The following is a 17,775-nucleotide window of genomic DNA, read 5'->3' on the forward strand; positions in this document are numbered from 1 at the left end:
CCCCGCAGGTATGGTGACTACTTTGGCTGGAAGCACACAAGGGTTTGCTGACGGAACGGGTACGGCAGCACAATTCAACTATCCTACTGGAGTAGCGGTTGATGCGTCGGGCTATTTGTATGTGGCAGATTTTACTAATCATAAGATAAGAAAAGTAACGCCAGCGGGCGTGGTGACCACTTTGGCAGGAAGTACATATGGGTATGCGGACGGAATAGGCACAACAGCAAAGTTTTATTATCCATACGGAGTTGCTGTTGATGCTTCTGGGAATGTATACGTGGCAGATACAAATAATTATAAAATCCGAAAAATAACCCCCGCAGGTGTGGTGACCACTTTGGCAGGAAGCACACAAGGGTTTGCTGACGGAACGGGTACGGCAGCACAATTTAACTATCCTACTGGAGTAGCGGTTGACCCATCAGGGATTATGTATGTCGCCGATTATTCTAATCATAAAATACGAAAAATAACCGGTGCTTTTTTGAGCACAACATCGGACAGTTTTGTAAAAGATTTCAAAGCCTATCCCAATCCTTCCACCGGCATTTTTGTGATACAAACAGACGGCAATGCAACGGTAGAAGTATTTGACCCCACAGGAAAGCAAATTTTATCACAAAAAATAAATGGTCAAACTGTAACGGTTGACTTAAGCCCATATCCCGCCGGAATCTATTTAGCCAAAGTAACCACCGACAATAAACAGAGCAAAACGGTTAAGTTGATTAAGCAATAAATAGTCTGCATCTCTCAAAAATTTCGCTTAGAAAAAACTATTTCAGTTCTATTCTAAGCGATTTTTTTTAATTTTTACCGATCAGTCTCGCCACCTCTGCGGCGGCATAGGTGAAAATCATATCGGCACCCGCACGTTTGATGGAGGTGAGACTTTCTAAGAGAACTTTGTCGTTGTCCAGCCAGCCATTTTGCGAAGCAGCTTTCAACATTGCATATTCGCCGCTTACCTGATAAACGGCAATCGGCTGTGTAATAAGTTCGCGGATCTTGGAAACGACGTCCAGATAAGGCATTCCGGGTTTTATCATTATAATATCGGCACCTTCCTCAACATCTTTTAATGCTTCATCGATGGCTTCTCGGGAATTATGAAAATCCATCTGGTAGGTTTTCTTGTCTGCCGGAATATCCTTCTCGTCAACGGGCGCACTATCCAAAGCTGTCCGGAACGGGCCGTAGAAAGCGCTCGCATATTTTGCAGCGTAAGACAAAATCCCCACATCAGTGAAACCGCTGTTCTCCAACGCTTGTCGCATCGCGAGAACCCGGCCATCCATCATATCGCTGGGTGCCAGAATGTCTGCGCCTGCCTCGGCGTGCGAAATTCCCATTTTCACAAGCGCTTCCACCGTGAGATCATTATCTATCTTTCTGTTTTTGATAATTCCGTCGTGACCGTAGATGGAGTACGGATCCAATGCCACATCCGGCATTATGATGACTTCGGGAACGGCATTTTTGATGGCTTTGATGGTGTTTTGCATCAGTCCATCAGGATTCCAGGCTTCCTTTCCGGTGTTATCTTTCAGATGATCTGAAACTTTCATATAAAGGTTGATGGCTTTGATGCCGAGGTCGTAATTTTCCTTTACCGTTTTCACCGTGAGATCCAAACTTTGGCGGAAGACGCCGGGCATTGCAGAAATGGCTTCTTTTTTGTTTTCACCTTCTGTGACAAACATCGGCAATACCAAATCGCTGGTCGTAAGGACTGTTTCGCGCACTAACTGGCGTATGGACTCACTGGTTCGGAGTCTTCTGTTTCTTGAAATCATCTTTAAAAAATATTGATGCAAATTTAATTATACTTTTAATCATAGACTATTGCATATTCAATTTATTTAAAATATATTTGTTGCAATGGTTTCAGACAGACAAAAGCGAATGAAAAAACTTTTATTTTTTATCTTCTTTACCGCATTATCGGTTGGATTTTCGGGAGAAATGAAGGCTCAAACCACAGCCCGAAACCTCTCCAATCAAAAGACCGACGATGGTATTTTGGTGGCCTATCCCAACCCGACTCGGGATGTTTTGATCCTTAAATCCAAAGATGCTGCTGTTAAAATAAAAACAGTGACATTTTTTTCCATCTTGGGAGCTCAAATAGCGGAATATAATATCAACAGCAACAATACGGAATTGAGAATTGATAAATTGCGTCCGGGCAAATATCTGATGCGCTACACAATGGACGACAATACACAGAAAATAACCCAGATTATTAAGCAATAACGACTGTGATCCTTATAATGCCGGCTTCTGTCGGCTTTTTTTATGCAATAATTCTATAAATTTGTGTCGACCAAGAAAAAATTAGATTAATGAGAATATATGTACTGCTTTTCCTCCTACTGACGGTTCAATATTTTAATTCGCAATTCCGAAACTCGCTTTATGATCAAAATCAGATTAATATTTCCTTAAAAGGCGGAGCGGATTTTCCATCCTATGACAATCAGACGAAATATATTGATTATAAACCCAATCTGAATCTCGGCGTTTCTGCAGATTATTATTTCAATTGGCTCGGGTTGGGAATCGATGCGGATTATCTTCAAAATACACCAAAAAATTCTTATCCAACGGAGAATTTGTATTTAGGAAGCACCAAGCTATCGGTTCCAACTTTGACTGAAAATAAAATCGAACGTTATTACCTTGGCATTGGTCCCAACTTCCGGTGGATAATCAACGATAATATGGCATTGGCTTTCAAGCTCCGAGGCGGAATCTCGAATATAAAAGGCGGTGAAACATCTTTAGTTTCCAACAGTGGCGCATCCATTTACAATCTGAATTATCACAACGGCTACGACGAGAAATCTGTCTTTTCTGGGAAGGGCGAGCTGGAGTACAATTGGTTTTTCTCAGAAAATATTGGTTTAAATGTCGGCGCTTATTATCTCCAGCATTTCAATAGTAAAGATATGGTTATCAGCGGAAAGTCGGCCGGATACATTCCTTTTACAACCACTGAAAGTCAAAATAACATTTCGCCCGCTGCTTCCGAGGTGAGAACCACCGCTTTGGATCACGAGATCCATTCTTTTGGGGTCTTTGCCGGAATAACTTTTAGATTCTCCGGCTCCGCTTCGGGTCCTAATTATGGATTATCTGTGCTGGCGAGAGACCGAGAAACGGGATTAGTACTGCCTGGCACTTTTGTGGAACTTTACAAAAATGGGCAACGGAAATACTCTGCAAGAACCAATGCGCAAGGCGTCGCTTTCTTCAAAAAAATAAAGCCGGAAGACTATGTCATCAAAGGAAGCCTGTATAATATTGACCTCATTTCTGTCAATGCCAACAAGAATGAATTTGTCAAAAACATCACACTCAAAAAGGAAATTTCTACCGATGCTGAAACATTCTTCGTACAAGGCCAAGTGAATATCTGCAACTCCAAAAACGTACTGAGAGACGTGACAGTCGTTATTAAAAACAACGAAACCGAAATAGTCCACGAAATAAAAACCAATAACGAAGGGAAATTCTATTTCAAAGCGGATAAAAACACATCTTATAATATCTACGGAAAAAAAGGAAATTATTTTTCCCAAACCGAAATGATAACGTCCAAAAATCTGGACAGAAGCAATACCCTATTTATCAATCTAGAAGTCTGCATGGAAGAAACAACTTGCGGCAAACCGATTAACCTTAAAAATATCCATTACGATCTAGATAAATATGACATCAGGGAAGATGCCAAAGCAGAACTTAACAAATTGGTACAGTTTATGAAAGACAACCCGCAAGTAAAGGTGGAATTGGCATCGCACACCGACTCCCGAGCTTCGGACGACTACAACCAAACACTTTCTCAGAACCGCGCAAGTGCCGCTGTGGAATATTTGACGGCGAAAGGAATTAGTAAAGCAAGACTTAAACCCGTTGGCTACGGCGAAACGCGGCTTCTGAACAAGTGCAGCAACGACGTGAACTGCACCGAAGCGCAACATCAACTGAACCGAAGAACCGAGATGAAAGTCATCTGCCCTTGATGTAGAAAAAGCTCTTGTAAATTACAAATCCCAAGACTACGCCGAAAGTATTTAGGATAATATCATCAATATCGGCAAAACCTCTTTTAAAATAGAACTGGGAAAACTCGATGATGTTTATCACCACAAAAAATGATGGAAAAAGCCACTCGATCTTATTGAGCTTAGGATATAAAATTCCTAAAAAACCGTAAGGCACAAAAAGTATAATATTGCCCAATATGTTTTTGAAAAATTCCAGTTTATCATAATGGATTACATTAAAAAAATACTCATCAATGGTTTCGAAAGGAATCGTTTTGATGTTAAATGTCTGATCAGGAGACTCCCGGAATGTCGCAAAAAAAAGCAAATACAACATCCAGACTGTATAGAAATTAATAAAAGCCGGATAAAATCTGAAAATTTGCTTCTTCATCAACCAAAGGATAGACTATTAAAATAAAAATTTCAAGTAAAAATATTCAAAATAATGCAGACACACAAAGTAAAAGCGTTTGGAACCGAGACTCCGGACCACGATTTAGAATTAATGACCATCGAACGAAGAGAGATTCAGCCAAAAGATGTGGAAATAGAAATCCTGTACTGCGGCGTTTGCCATTCGGATCTTCACACGGCGAGGAACGACTGGGGAGGCACCGTCTATCCGGCTGTTCCTGGCCACGAGATTGTTGGGCGAATTACAAGCATCGGAAGCGAGGTTTCCAAATTCAAAGTTGGAGATCTGGCAGCAGTGGGCTGTATGGTAGATTCGTGCAGAACTTGCAGCAGTTGCGCTCAGGATTTGGAACAATTCTGCGAAAATGGTTTCACCGGAACGTACAACGGGAAAGACAAATACATCCAAAACCAAAGAACCTATGGCGGCTACTCCGAATCTGTGGTAGTTGATGAGCATTTTGTCTTGAAGGTTCCAGACAATTTGGATTTGGCAGCCGTTGCGCCGCTTCTGTGCGCAGGAATTACGACTTGGTCGCCGCTCAAACATTGGAACGTCAATGCAGATTCTAAAGTTGCGGTGGTTGGTTTAGGCGGCTTGGGTCATATGGCCATCAAATTGGCAAAAGGGCTGGGAGCGCACGTTTCATTATTTTCCAGAAGCGCAGGAAAAACCGAAGATGCTAAGAAATTGGGCGCAGACAAGGTGATTATTTCCACGGATGCCGAAGAAATGAAAGCAGCGCTTAACACGTTTGACTTGATTATCGATACCGTTCCGTACGAGCACGACATCAATCCTTATATGAACACCTTGACTGTGAACGGCACTTTGGTTTTGGTGGGCTACATCGGTGATTTTGAGAATGACTGGGTGAGCACCAAACCACTGATCTACAAAAGACGTTCGGTGGCGGGATCGCTTATCGGCGGCATCAAAGAAACGCAGGAAATGTTGGATTTCTGTGGCGAAAAAAACATCGTGGCAGACATCGAACTTATCAAAATGCAGGAGATTAACAATGCGTATGAAAGAATGCTGAAGAGCGATGTGAAATACAGATTCGTGATCGATATGAAAAGTTTGAAGGATTAAAAAAGGCAGTTTAGAGGTGGTTGAAACCTTCGTAAAATATCATTAAAATAAAAGGAAGTACAGATTTGTGCTTCCTTTTTTGTTAATGCGTTAATTTCCCATTCAAAAAGCTAATTGACCTGCGCCAAAATTGATTGCAAAGTTTTTCTTTTCCCGTCGATTTTTTGATTGATTTTCAAATGCAAAATCTCAGCAACCATCGGATAAACATCCACATTTTCGAATTCGTCAACGGTCTGATTATTTTTAAATGCCGAACCCCAAGCTGCGAAGGTGGCTTTCATTTCGGGAACTAATTTTGGATCGTAGCCGTGCTTTCCGATAGAAGTCTTTTGACCTTTTTCAAGAAAAATTTTTGGTGCATTTGGGATCAGCAGAATTTGCCCTATCCTGTTGTATCGATCATCTTTTGCAGAAAAATGCAGATATTTCGGAAGTTTTTTATCCAGATAAACAGTATAATCCGGGGATTTGTTTGATTTTAATTCCCTGAAAACCGACTTCACTTCTTTTGGATTTTTGACAAAAACTCTGAGCAAAGTCTGCGAATTATAATAATCAAACCGGTCTTTGTTCATCAGCATTTGGGGAATCTCAAGCGGATTGCCGCCATCCACCTGAATCATTCCGTGATCCGAAACGAAGATGAAGTTGACATTTGCAAGTCCCAAATCTTTTACTTTCTGAACCAAACTTCCAATCGCTTCATCAATCAAATGAACCGCAGTTTCCGTTTCCTTAGCTTCTGGTCCGAAATGATGACCGGCGCCATCAACTTCCGGAAAATATAAAGAAATGAAATGCGGTCGCCGATTCTCCGGCAACCTCAGCCAGCTGATGACTTTATCTACCTTTTCGATCGGCGTGAATTTTTCGTGGTAATGATAATAATAAGTTGGCCGTATTCCGCCCGCATCGCTTGCAGAACCAACCCATTGCAAAGATGCCGAGATCATTCCCTGCTTTTCTGCCAAACTCCATAGCGGAATGCCGCCGTACCAGGATCCGTCTTCTGCGCTTGCTTTTTGGCTCATTAAATACTTTTCTTTTCGCTTATAATCATAAAAATTATTATCAATCAAACCGTGATGAGCAGGATACAAACCTGTCATTAGGCTCCAATGGTTTGGGAAGGTGACACTTGGAAAGCCGGGAATCATCGCTTTAGCCTGAACGCCAGAAGTCGAATATTTTACAAGATTCTGAGCGTTGTATTTCTTTGCATAATCATATCGGAAGCCGTCGGCCGAAATCATAATGACATAAGGCTTCTTCGTCGCTTCTGTGTTATTTAAACGATTTGGGATAATGACTTGCGCAGTATCTGCGATTGCTGTTTGCGCATTGATGAGGAGCGATAAGGTCAGTAAGAAAAGTGCTAGGAATTTTTTCATTACGAATAAGATTTTGACAAAGATAAACGGTGCATCTCTTAATAGGAAGAATGCTGCATTAATAAAATATTAATCTAATAAATCCTAATGTTGCTTTTTTTCAATTTCAAAATTGATAAATGTTAATAGGATTTCATCCTATCCTTTGTTAAGGCGTCCCGATGGGACTTCATTTAATTCAATTTGCAATAGTGATAGGATTTCATCCTATCCTTTGGTAAGGCGTCCCGATGGGACTTCATTTGATTTAATTTGCGATATTGATAGGATTTCATCCTATCCTTTGTTAAGGCGTCCCGATGGGACTTCATTTGATTTAATTTGCATTATTGATAGGATTTCATCATATCCTTTGGTAAGGCGTCCCGATGGGACTTCATTTGATTCAATTTGCAATATTAATAGGATTTCATCCTGTCCTTTGTTAAGGCGTCCCGTTGGGACTTCATTTCATTCAATTTGCATTATTAATAGGATTTCATCCTATCCTTTGGTAAGCCGTCCAGCTGGGACTTCGTTTGATTTAATTTGCAATAGTGATAGGATTTCATCCTATCCTTTGGTAAGGCGTCCCGATGGGACTTCATTTGCTTCAATTTGCAATTGATAGGATTTCATCCTATCCTTTGTTAAGCCGTCCCGTTGGGACTTCATAAAAAAATCCCGATTCTTGGTAGAATCGGGATTGATGTTCTAAGAAAAAATCTTACGCTTGTACGTTGTTGTTGCCAACGACGAAAGGTTCCAATTCTTTGATCTCTCCGAATTGTTGTTCATAGTTTGCGATGTTTTGCTGAAGCGCTGCAAGAACTCTCTTGGCATGAAGTGGCGCTAAGATGACTCTCGAACGCACGTTTGCTTGCTGCACACCCGGCATCAATTGGATAAAATCTACGACGAATTCTGACGGCGAATGGTTTATCAACGCAAGGTTGCAATATACGCCGGAAGCGATTACCTCATTCAATTGGATGTTGATGTTGTTTGGATCTTGGTTTTGATTATTGTCCATTTTTTTTAATTTTAAATTATAGATTATAAATTACAGATTACGAATATAAATCTTTTAAAATTTAAAATTCATAATCTATAATTATTTTTAGCTGATATCTTCGAATTCTTTTTTAGAACCTACGATTACATTCTGATACTCTTTCAAACCCGTTCCGGCAGGGATCCTGTGTCCCACGATGACATTTTCTTTCAAACCTGTCAGGTAATCTACCTTTCCGGACACCGCTGCTTCGTTGAGAACTTTCGTGGTTTCTTGGAATGAGGCTGCGGACATAAAAGATTTGGTTTGGAGTGCTGCTCTCGTAATACCTTGCAATACAGGCGTTGCCGTTGCAGGAAGTGCATCTCTTACTATCACCAAAGCTTGGTCTTCGCGTTTCAGTTTGGAGTTCTCATCTCTCAGTTCTCTGGCGGTGATCATCTGTCCCGGTTTGAATACTTTGGAATCGCCTGCATCTGTTACTACTTTGAGACCGAAAACTCTATTGTTCTCTTGCAAGAAATCGTATTTGTGCTCCAAAGCGCCTTCTAAGAATTGGGTATCGCCACCATCCACAATCGATACTTTGGTCATCATCTGACGCACAATGATTTCGAAGTGTTTGTCGTCGATCTTCACCCCTTGAAGACGGTAAACTTCCTGGATTTCGTTAACCAAATATTCCTGAACCGCCGTTGGACCTTTGATTTTCAAGATATCCTCGGGTGTCACAGAGCCGTCTGAAAGCGCCGTTCCGGCATAAACAAAGTCGTTTTCCTGAACAAGAATTTGATTGGATAATTTAACCAAATATTTCTTGATTTCTCCAGTTTTAGCTTCCACAATAAGTTCGCGGTTACCCCTTTTGATTTTTCCGTAAGAAACTACGCCGTCAATCTCGGTTACGACAGCAGGATTGGAAGGATTTCTAGCTTCGAAGAGTTCGGTAACTCTCGGAAGACCGCCGGTGATATCGCCTGCTTTCGCCGATTTTCTTGGGATTTTGATCAAGACTTTACCGGCTTTGATTTTTTCACCGTCGTTTACCATAATGTGCGCGCCAACCGGTAGGTTGTATCCTTTTTGCTCTACACCTTTGGAGTCAACCACTTTGAGGGTCGGAACGGCTTTTTTATTTCGAGATTCGGAGATTACTTTTTCTTCGAAACCGGTTTGCTCATCGATTTCCAATTGGTAGGAAACCCCTTGGATGATATCTTCGTATTCCACCTTACCAGAGTTTTCAGCGATGATTACCGCGTTATACGCATCCCATTTCGCAATCATATCTCCTTTCTTCACTTTGTCGCCGGATTTTACAAACAACTCGGATCCGTAAGGAACGTTGGCGATCATAATCGGTGTTCTGGCTTCGTTGTCTGCCACCAAACGAAATTCGGTTGAGCGGGAAACCACGATGTCTGCAGATTGCCCATCCTCGCCTTCGGATTTAATGGTTCTCACCTCATCCATTTCTACGATACCATCGCGTTTTGCAACGATGCTTGGATTCTCAGAAATGTTTGTTGAGACACCGCCTTGGTGGAAGGTTCTCAATGTCAACTGAGTTCCCGGCTCACCGATCGATTGTGCAGCAATTACACCAACAGCTTCTCCCATGTGAATTCCTTTACCGGTTGCAAGGTTACGACCATAACATTTGGCACAGATTCCTTTTTTGGCTTCGCAAGTCAATGGAGAACGAACTTCCACCGCTTCGATGCCGGCTTCCTCGATTTGTTTTGCCACCGCTTCTACGATTAATTCGTCTGCTTCTGCCAAGATTTCGTCTGTTTCGGGATGATAAATATTGTGAAGAGAAACTCTACCAAGAATTCTCTCAGCGATTTTTTCTACAATATCATCATTTTTCTTAAGTGCCGTGATTTCCGTACCTCTCAGTGTTCCGCAATCTTGTTCTGTAATGATGACATCTTGCGCTACATCTACCAATCTTCTGGTCAAGTAACCGGCATCGGCCGTTTTAAGAGCGGTATCTGCCAGACCTTTACGAGCACCGTGGGTTGAGATAAAGTATTCCAAAATCGACAAACCTTCTTTGAAGTTTGCGAGAATGGGGTTTTCAATAATCTCTGCGCCCACGGAACCGGCTTTTTGTGGTTTTGCCATCAGTCCTCTCATTCCGGAAAGCTGACGAATTTGTTCTTTAGAACCCCTCGCCCCGGAATCGAGCATCATATACACGGAGTTGAAACCGCCTTGATCCACTTTCATTCTGCTCATAATCATTTCGGTAAGGCTTGCGTTGGTATTGGTCCAAACATCAATCACCTGATTATAACGTTCCGTATCTGTGATGAGACCCATATTATAATTAGCCTTGATTTCATCTACGGTTTCAATAGAAGCAGCAATCATCTGCTTCTTCTCTTCCGGGATTACGATGTCTCCAAGGCTGAATGATAATCCGCCCTTGAATGCGTTGGTATATCCCAAATCTTTCATATCGTCCAAGAACTTCACTGTAGTCGGGAAATCTGTATCTGCCAAAACCTGACCGATCACATTTCTAAGAGATTTTTTAGTGAGTAGTTCATTGATAAAACCGGATTCTTTCGGAACGATTTGGTTGAATAAAATTCGACCGACGGTTGTTGGGAATAACTTGGTCGTAATGACACCATTTTCTTTGATAGGAAGACGGCATCTTACCTTTGCATTAAGAGAAACTTGTCCCTCGGCATAAGCAATCTCGACTTCTTCCGGAGAATAGAATGTAAGACCTTCGCCTTTTACCTTTACCTCGTCTGTAGAATGCGCTTCTTTGGTCATAAAATACAGACCCAAAACCATATCCTGAGATGGTACCGTAATCGGAGAGCCATTCGCCGGGTTGAGGATATTCTGAGAACCCAACATCAATAATTGCGCTTCCAAAATAGCTTCCGGACCAAGCGGTAAATGCACCGCCATCTGATCTCCATCGAAATCGGCGTTGAAGGCCGTCGTTACCAACGGGTGAAGCTGGATGGCTTTACCTTCGATCATCTTAGGCTGGAACGCTTGGATGCCCAGTCTGTGCAAAGTCGGTGCTCTGTTCAAAAGTACAGGGTGACCCTTCATTACATTTTCGAGAATATCGTAAACCACAGGTTCTTTTCTGTCTATGATTCTTTTGGCAGATTTTACAGTTTTTACAATTCCTCTCTCGATCAATTTTCTGATAATGAATGGTTTGTAAAGTTCTGCCGCCATATCTTTCGGGATACCGCACTCGTGAAGTTGAAGACTAGGTCCTACAACAATTACCGAACGGGCGGAGTAATCTACCCTCTTACCAAGTAAGTTCTGACGGAACCGACCTTGTTTACCTTTCAATGAATCGGAAAGGGATTTCAATGGTCTGTTTGATTCCGATTTTACGGCAGAAGATTTTCTTGTGTTATCGAATAGCGAATCTACTGATTCCTGAAGCATTCTTTTCTCGTTTCTCAAGATCACTTCAGGCGCTTTGATTTCCAAAAGTCTTTTCAGACGGTTGTTTCTGATGATAACTCTTCTGTAAAGGTCATTCAAATCAGAAGTTGCGAAACGTCCTCCGTCCAACGGAACCAATGGCCTCAATTCCGGCGGTATCACGGGAAGCACCCGCATAATCATCCACTCCGGCTTGTTGATCATTCGGGTATTGGCACCTCTCAATGCTTCAACAACGTTTAATCTTTTAAGAGCCTCGGTTCTTCTTTGTTTAGAAGATTCGTTGTGCGCTTTGTGTCTTAGATCGAATGATAGAGAATCGAGATCGATTCTTTTTAACAATTCTTCCACTGCTTCTGCTCCCATTTTTGCAATGAATTTGTTGGGATCCGAATCATCAAGATATTGATTATCTGTAGGAAGCGTCTCCAAAACGTCCAGATATTCTTCTTCCGTCAGGAATTCCTTATCCTCGAAGTCGGAACCGTCTGCTTTCTTGGCAATACCTTGCTGGATCACGACGTATCTTTCGTAATAGATAATCATATCCAATTTCTTGGAAGGAATACCCAATAAATAACCGATTTTGTTTGGCAAAGAACGGAAATACCAGATATGAGCGACAGGAACCACCAAACCGATATGTCCGATTCTTTCCCGACGTACTTTTTTCTCGGTCACTTCTACGCCGCAACGGTCACAAACGATGCCTTTGTAGCGGATGCGTTTGTATTTTCCACAAGCACACTCATAATCTTTTACAGGACCAAAAATCTTCTCGCAGAATAGGCCGTCTCTTTCCGGCTTGTGGGTACGATAGTTAATCGTTTCCGGTTTTAGGACTTCTCCTCTCGATTCCTGAAGAATGGATTCTGGCGAAGCTAAACCAATGGTGATTTTATTAAATCGACTTGTTTTATTTTTATTTGACATTTGTTAGATTTTAAATTTTAGATTTACTCACGACTTAATATTTAATTATTAGAGTTCGTGAATACGCCGTATTTTAGATTTTAGATTAATTTGCTGAATGATTGGCATTCAAAATTTGTAATTTAAAATTTAAAATTATTCTTCAAGTCTTACATCCAGTCCAAGACCTTGCAACTCGTGAAGCAATACGTTGAAAGATTCCGGAATACCAGGCTCCGGCATTGCTTCTCCTTTCGCAATGGCTTCGTACGTTTTTGCTCTACCAATCACGTCATCGGACTTCACCGTCAGGATTTCTCTTAGGATGTTGGCCGCTCCAAAAGCTTCAAGAGCCCAAACCTCCATCTCACCAAATCTCTGACCTCCAAATTGCGCTTTTCCGCCAAGCGGCTGCTGCGTAATCAATGAGTATGGTCCGATGGAACGCGCGTGCATTTTGTCATCAACCATGTGACCCAGTTTCAACATATAAATGACGCCGACGGTTGCTGGCTGAGAGAATCTCTCGCCGGTTCCTCCGTCATATAGGTAAGTGCTACCATATTTCGGAAGACCTGCTTGCTCGGTATATTCGGTAATTTGATCCAGTGTTGCGCCATCAAAAATCGGGGTTGCAAACTTCATCCCCAGTTTTGTGCCGGCCCATCCAAGAACAGTTTCGTAGATCTGGCCAATATTCATACGAGAAGGCACTCCCAGTGGATTCAAAACGATATCTACCGGCGTTCCATCTTCCAGGAACGGCATATCTTCTTCGCGCACGATTCTGGAAACGATACCTTTGTTCCCGTGGCGGCCTGCCATTTTATCTCCAACATTCAGCTTGCGTTTCTTCGCGATATAAACTTTGGCCAACTTGATGATGCCTGCAGGCAACTCATCTCCGATAGACAATGCAAATTTCTCACGGTTTTTGACGCCGGCAAGATCGTTGTATTTGATTTTGTAATTGTGAATCAATTGTTTGATCAATTCATTTTTATCAAAATCGACCGTCCAATCTGCACCACTGATGTTGTTGTAATCTTCTACATTTTGAAGCAATTTCAAACTAAATTTGGTTCCTTTGCTGATGACTTCTTCGTCGAGATCATTTTTCACACCTTGCGATGTTTTGCCGGAGACCAAAGTATTCAACTTGTCGATCAAAGTATTTCTTAGATCATCAAACTTAGCTTTGTAAGTATTTTCGATCTCTTCCAATTTGATTTTTTCCTCGCTTCTTTTCTTTTTGTCCTTGATATTTCTGGTGAACAATTTTTTGTTGATGACGACACCTCTGAGTGAAGAATCTGCTTTCAGAGAAGCATCTTTCACATCACCGGCTTTGTCTCCGAAGATCGCTCTTAGAAGTTTTTCTTCTGGCGTGGGATCAGACTCACCTTTTGGCGTGATTTTCCCGATTAGGATGTCACCGGGCTTCACCTCGGCTCCGATTCGGATCATACCATTTTCATCAAGATCTTTGGTGGCTTCCTCAGAAACGTTCGGGATATCTGCGGTCAATTCTTCCATACCCAATTTGGTATCGCGCACTTCCAGTGAATATTCATCGACGTGAATTGAGGTAAACCAATCCTCACGAACAACTTTTTCGTTGATTACGATTGCATCTTCGAAGTTGTATCCTTTCCAAGGCATGAAGGCTACTACAAGATTTCTACCCAAGGCCAATTCGCCGTTCTCGGTAGCATAACCGTCGCAAAGCACTTGTCCTTTTTGCACGGTATCGCCTACTCTTACGTTTGGTCTCAGTGTGATCGTTGTGCTTTGGTTGGTTTTTCTGAACTTGGTAAGTTTATAAGTTTTAGTCGCAGAATCGAAGTTAACCAAATCGTCTTCTTCGCTTCTTTCGTATTTAATAACAATCCTTTCAGCGTCCACATATTCTACAACGCCGGTTCCTTCTGCGTTGATCAAAACTCTGGAGTCTCGGGCTACTTGTTTTTCCAAACCTGTACCCACCACCGGAGCTTGCGGATTCAATAATGGAACGGCCTGACGCATCATATTCGATCCCATCAAAGCTCTGTTGGCATCATCGTGCTCCAAGAACGGAATCAATGAGGCCGAAATACCGGATATTTGGTTTGGAGCCACATCAATCAAGTCTACTTGTTGAGGCTCGACCACCGGATAATCGCCATCCAATCGGGCAATGATTCTGTCTGTCTGGAAAATGCCATTGTCGTCTAACTCAACATTGGCCTGAGCAATCACTTTATTTTCTTCGTCTTCTGCATTAAGATAGATTGGTGGCGTATTAAGATCCACTTTGCCGTTTTCAACTTTTCTGTAAGGCGTTTCGATGAAACCAAGTGTATTAATTTTCGCATACATTCCTAAAGACGAAATCAAACCGATGTTTGGTCCCTCCGGCGTTTCGATCGGACAGATACGGCCGTAGTGCGTATGGTGAACGTCGCGCACCTCGAAGCCTGCTCTTTCTCTCGACAATCCACCAGGACCCAAGGCAGAAAGACGGCGCTTGTGCGTGATTTCTGACAACGGATTGGTCTGATCCATAAACTGAGAAAGCTGGTTGGTACCGAAGAATGAGTTGATGACGGAGGTCAAAGTTTTCGCATTGACCAAGTCAACCGGGGTGAAGATTTCGTTGTCCCTTACGTTCATTCTTTCTTTGATTGTTCGGGCGATTCTGGAAAGACCAACTCCGAACTGGCCGGCCAATTGCTCTCCGACAGTCTTGATTCTTCTATTGGACAAGTGATCGATGTCATCTACCTCCGCTTTTGAATTTACCAGTTCTATCAGGTGTTTTACAATAGAGATAATATCCTCTTTTGTAAGAACCTGAGTATTTTCGTCGATATTCAGATTTAATTTTTTATTCAGTCTGTAGCGGCCGACTTCTCCCAAAGAGTATCTCTGCTCCGAGAAGAATAGTTTTTCGATAATTCCTCTTGCGGTTTCCTCATCGGGTGCATCTGCGTTTCTCAACTGGCGGTAGATATATTCCACCGCTTCTTTTTCTGAGTTGGTTGGATCTTTTTGCAGAGTATTTTGGATGATGGAGAACTCGTTGTTATTTTCTTTGTGAATCAGGATCGACTTAACGCCTGAATCCAAGATAATATCAAGGTGTTCTTTTTCAAGAATCGTCTCTCTGTCGAGGATGATTTCGTTTCTTTCGATAGAAACCACCTCACCGGTATCCTCATCTACGAAATCTTCGAACCACGTGTTCAAAACTCTCGCAGCCAATGTTCGTCCTTCTACTTTTTTAAGGGCTGCTTTAGAAACTTTCACTTCTTCGGCAAGGTCGAAGATCTGAAGAATCTCTTTATCAGATTCGAAACCGATGGCTCTTAATAATGTAGTTAAAGGTAATTTTTTCTTACGGTCGATATACGCGTACATCACGTTGTTGATATCCGTAGTGAATTCCATCCAAGATCCTTTGAAAGGGATAATCCTTGAATAATAAAGTTTGGTGCCATTGGCGTGGTAAGTCTGTCCGAAGAATACGCCCGGAGACCTGTGCAGCTGAGTTACGATAACACGTTCTGCACCATTGATTATGAATGAGCCGGAGGGCGTCATATAAGGAACGGGGCCCAAATATACATCCTGCACAACCGTCTGGAAATCTTCGTGTTCCGGATCTGTACAATATAGTTTTAGTCGGGCTTTTAGAGGAACGTTGTACGTCAAACCTCTTTCTACACACTCGTCTATAGAATAGCGTGGAGAATCTACCAGATAATCCAAAAATTCCAAAACGAATTGGTTTCTGGAGTCTGTAATTGGGAAATTTTCCTGAAACGTTTTGTAAAGCGATTCGTTCACACGTTGCTCAGGCAGGGTGTCCAGCTGGAAAAATTCCTTGAAAGACTGGATTTGGATGTCCAAAAAGTCAGGCGTGTCGATTCTACCTTTCGCAGTCGAGAAATTGACTCTCTCATTGCTTTGTACTTTTGGAGTGGCCTTTGTTTTACTCATAAAATTATAAGAAAAAATGGGTTAAAAAAAATATTTTGATTCACGAAAAATATCAGGAAAAATGTAAGAAACAAGATAAAAGGAAAAAGGAAAAAGTGTTTTGGCGCGCACGTGAGTCCTTGGCTCTTTTTACTTTATTCTTGATTCTTCCTAACTGCAACACCGGTATATCTTTTCACGGTGTAGTGCAAAATATTTTTAATTCTTGAGGCTTGATTTTGATATATCACAAAAACACGAAATGCCCTTCCATTATTATGAAAGAGTATTTATCAATTTGAAATATTTAATTAAGTCGCGCCAAAAGATTTTGCGAATGTACAAATTAATTTTGTAGCCTGCAAATCCCATGGCATAAAAAAACTCCCAAATGTAAATTTAGGAGTTTTAAATATTTGTGTAAACCAGAATTATTTCAATTCTACCTCAGCACCAGCTTCTTCAAGTTGTTTCTTAAGCGCTTCTGCTTCGTCTTTAGAAATACCTTGTTTGATAGGAGCAGGCGCGCTGTCTACCATATCTTTAGCTTCTTTAAGGCCTGCACCGGTAAGATCTTTTACCAATTTCACAACTGCAAGTTTAGATGCACCTGCAGCTTTAAGAATTACGTCGAATTCTGTTTTTTCTTCTGCTACTTCACTTGTAGCACCACCTGCGGCCACAGCTACTGCAGCAGCAGCCGGCTCGATTCCGTACTCATCCTTAAGGATAGTAGCTAACTCGTTTACGTCTTTTACCGTAAGGTTTACAAGCGTTTCCGCTAAGTTTTTTAAATCTGACATTGTTGTAATGTTTTTTTGTTGATTATTTATCTATTTTTTTGAGTGTCATTATTCAGCAGCAGGCGTTTCTTCCTTGCTTTCTGCCGTTGGAGTTTCGGGAGCTTCTTTGGCGGGCGTTTCTTCTGCTTTTGATTCTTCCTTCGCAGGTGTTTCTTCAGCTTTCGCTTCCTGTGCAGCAGGTGCCGCTACTTCTGCTTTGGCTTCTACTGTTTCAGCTTTGTTTTGTAGCGCAGAAACAAGTCTTTGAATTGGAGACTGAAGCAACCCGATGATTTCACCGATCATTTCTTCTCTGGACTTGATGCTTACCAAGGCGTCTAAGTTCTCATCGCCAATGTAGAATGTTTCCTGCACGAATGCCGATTTAAGAGCCGGTTTTTCGTCTTTCTTACGGAAATCTTTGATCAATTTTGCCGGAGCGTTAGCCGTTTCGGCAATCATCAATGCGGTATTTCCTTTGAAAGTTTCGAACATCTCGGTATAATCTACACCTTCGATTTGCTCCATTGCTTTTTGAAGCAAGGTGTTCTTCACTACCTTTACTTTCACATTTTGTTTGAAAGCCTGTCTTCTGAAATCAGAAGATTTTGAAGCGTTCAAACCTTCAAGATCTGCTACATAAACTACTTTTGCATCCTGAAGCAAGTCTTTGATCTCTTGTATTGCTACAACTTTTTGGTCTTTTGTCATTGTCTTTAGGATT

Annotated in this window: 12 protein-coding genes; 4 read left to right on the plus strand and 8 right to left on the minus strand. The window is 41.7% G+C overall.

Features of this window, described 5'->3' with window-relative positions:
• On the plus strand, positions 1–742 hold a 742-nt coding region (locus tag DTW91_RS10275; RefSeq protein ID WP_185144772.1), incomplete at its 5' end, for a T9SS type A sorting domain-containing protein.
• Positions 743–809: 67 nt separating this feature from the next.
• Here DTW91_RS10275 and hemB read toward each other — a convergent pair.
• Positions 810–1,799 (minus strand): porphobilinogen synthase, encoded by a 990-nt coding sequence (hemB, locus tag DTW91_RS10280; protein WP_125203295.1) that lies wholly within the window; start codon positions 1,797–1,799, stop codon positions 810–812.
• 109 nt (positions 1,800–1,908) lie between these two features.
• Between hemB and DTW91_RS10285 the strand changes: the two genes are divergently transcribed.
• Together DTW91_RS10285 and DTW91_RS10290 are read left to right on the plus strand one after the other, a co-directional pair.
• Complete coding sequence (locus DTW91_RS10285) at positions 1,909–2,259, plus strand: T9SS type A sorting domain-containing protein (protein WP_125203296.1); 351 nt, start codon at positions 1,909–1,911, stop codon at positions 2,257–2,259.
• An 89-nt stretch (positions 2,260–2,348) separates the two neighbouring features.
• A complete protein-coding gene (locus tag DTW91_RS10290) occupies positions 2,349–4,031 on the plus strand; it encodes an OmpA family protein (RefSeq protein ID WP_125203297.1) in 1,683 nt (560 codons plus the stop codon).
• Here the strand turns inward: DTW91_RS10290 and DTW91_RS10295 are convergent.
• Complete coding sequence (locus DTW91_RS10295; protein ID WP_125203298.1) at positions 4,018–4,449, minus strand: VanZ family protein; 432 nt, start codon at positions 4,447–4,449, stop codon at positions 4,018–4,020. The genes DTW91_RS10290 and DTW91_RS10295 overlap by 14 nt on opposite strands.
• A 54-nt stretch (positions 4,450–4,503) precedes the next feature.
• Here DTW91_RS10295 and DTW91_RS10300 point away from each other — a divergent pair, with 54 nt between their 5' ends.
• Complete coding sequence (locus DTW91_RS10300) at positions 4,504–5,568, plus strand: NAD(P)-dependent alcohol dehydrogenase (RefSeq protein ID WP_125203299.1); 1,065 nt, start codon at positions 4,504–4,506, stop codon at positions 5,566–5,568.
• Between the two features lie 110 nt (positions 5,569–5,678).
• Here the strand turns inward: DTW91_RS10300 and DTW91_RS10305 are convergent, their stop codons facing one another.
• The 6 genes from DTW91_RS10305 to rplJ all read right to left on the minus strand — a co-directional run bounded on the left by DTW91_RS10305 (position 5,679) and on the right by rplJ (position 17,762).
• The gene (locus DTW91_RS10305) at positions 5,679–6,962 is read right to left on the minus strand and encodes an ectonucleotide pyrophosphatase/phosphodiesterase (RefSeq protein ID WP_125203300.1); all 1,284 of its coding nucleotides are present in this window, start codon (positions 6,960–6,962) and stop codon (positions 5,679–5,681) included.
• Positions 6,963–7,668: 706 nt separating this feature from the next.
• Positions 7,669–7,974, minus strand: coding sequence for a DUF3467 domain-containing protein (locus DTW91_RS10310; protein ID WP_125203301.1), 306 nt, complete (start codon positions 7,972–7,974; stop codon positions 7,669–7,671).
• An 87-nt stretch (positions 7,975–8,061) separates the two neighbouring features.
• The gene (gene rpoC / locus DTW91_RS10315; protein ID WP_125203302.1) at positions 8,062–12,327 is read right to left on the minus strand and encodes a DNA-directed RNA polymerase subunit beta'; all 4,266 of its coding nucleotides are present in this window, start codon (positions 12,325–12,327) and stop codon (positions 8,062–8,064) included.
• Between the two features lie 135 nt (positions 12,328–12,462).
• Complete coding sequence (gene rpoB / locus DTW91_RS10320) at positions 12,463–16,290, minus strand: DNA-directed RNA polymerase subunit beta (protein WP_125203303.1); 3,828 nt, start codon at positions 16,288–16,290, stop codon at positions 12,463–12,465.
• Positions 16,291–16,700: 410 nt separating this feature from the next.
• On the minus strand, positions 16,701–17,072 hold the full coding sequence (rplL, locus tag DTW91_RS10325) for a 50S ribosomal protein L7/L12 (RefSeq protein WP_125203304.1): 372 nt from the start codon (positions 17,070–17,072) through the stop codon (positions 16,701–16,703).
• 48 nt (positions 17,073–17,120) lie between these two features.
• Entirely contained in the window at positions 17,121–17,762 is a 642-nt protein-coding gene (gene rplJ / locus DTW91_RS10330; protein ID WP_125203305.1) for a 50S ribosomal protein L10, read from the minus strand.
• Positions 17,763–17,775 lie beyond the last annotated feature (13 nt).

The organism is Chryseobacterium sp. SC28, from assembly GCF_003932955.1.
GTDB lineage: Bacteria > Bacteroidota > Bacteroidia > Flavobacteriales > Weeksellaceae > Epilithonimonas.

Bases quoted from the DNA above. Each gene is read 5' to 3' on its own strand.
- hemB (WP_125203295.1), bottom strand. From the start codon at position 1,799: ATGATTTCAAGAAACAGAAGACTCCGAACCAGTGAGTCCATACGCCAG.
- DTW91_RS10285 (WP_125203296.1), top strand. From the start codon at position 1,909: ATGAAAAAACTTTTATTTTTTATCTTCTTTACCGCATTATCGGTTGGA.
- DTW91_RS10290 (WP_125203297.1), top strand. From the start codon at position 2,349: ATGAGAATATATGTACTGCTTTTCCTCCTACTGACGGTTCAATATTTT.
- DTW91_RS10295 (WP_125203298.1), bottom strand. From the start codon at position 4,449: ATGAAGAAGCAAATTTTCAGATTTTATCCGGCTTTTATTAATTTCTAT.
- DTW91_RS10300 (WP_125203299.1), top strand. From the start codon at position 4,504: ATGCAGACACACAAAGTAAAAGCGTTTGGAACCGAGACTCCGGACCAC.
- DTW91_RS10305 (WP_125203300.1), bottom strand. From the start codon at position 6,962: ATGAAAAAATTCCTAGCACTTTTCTTACTGACCTTATCGCTCCTCATC.
- DTW91_RS10310 (WP_125203301.1), bottom strand. From the start codon at position 7,974: ATGGACAATAATCAAAACCAAGATCCAAACAACATCAACATCCAATTG.
- rpoC (WP_125203302.1), bottom strand. From the start codon at position 12,327: ATGTCAAATAAAAATAAAACAAGTCGATTTAATAAAATCACCATTGGT.
- rpoB (WP_125203303.1), bottom strand. From the start codon at position 16,290: ATGAGTAAAACAAAGGCCACTCCAAAAGTACAAAGCAATGAGAGAGTC.
- rplL (WP_125203304.1), bottom strand. From the start codon at position 17,072: ATGTCAGATTTAAAAAACTTAGCGGAAACGCTTGTAAACCTTACGGTA.
- rplJ (WP_125203305.1), bottom strand. From the start codon at position 17,762: ATGACAAAAGACCAAAAAGTTGTAGCAATACAAGAGATCAAAGACTTG.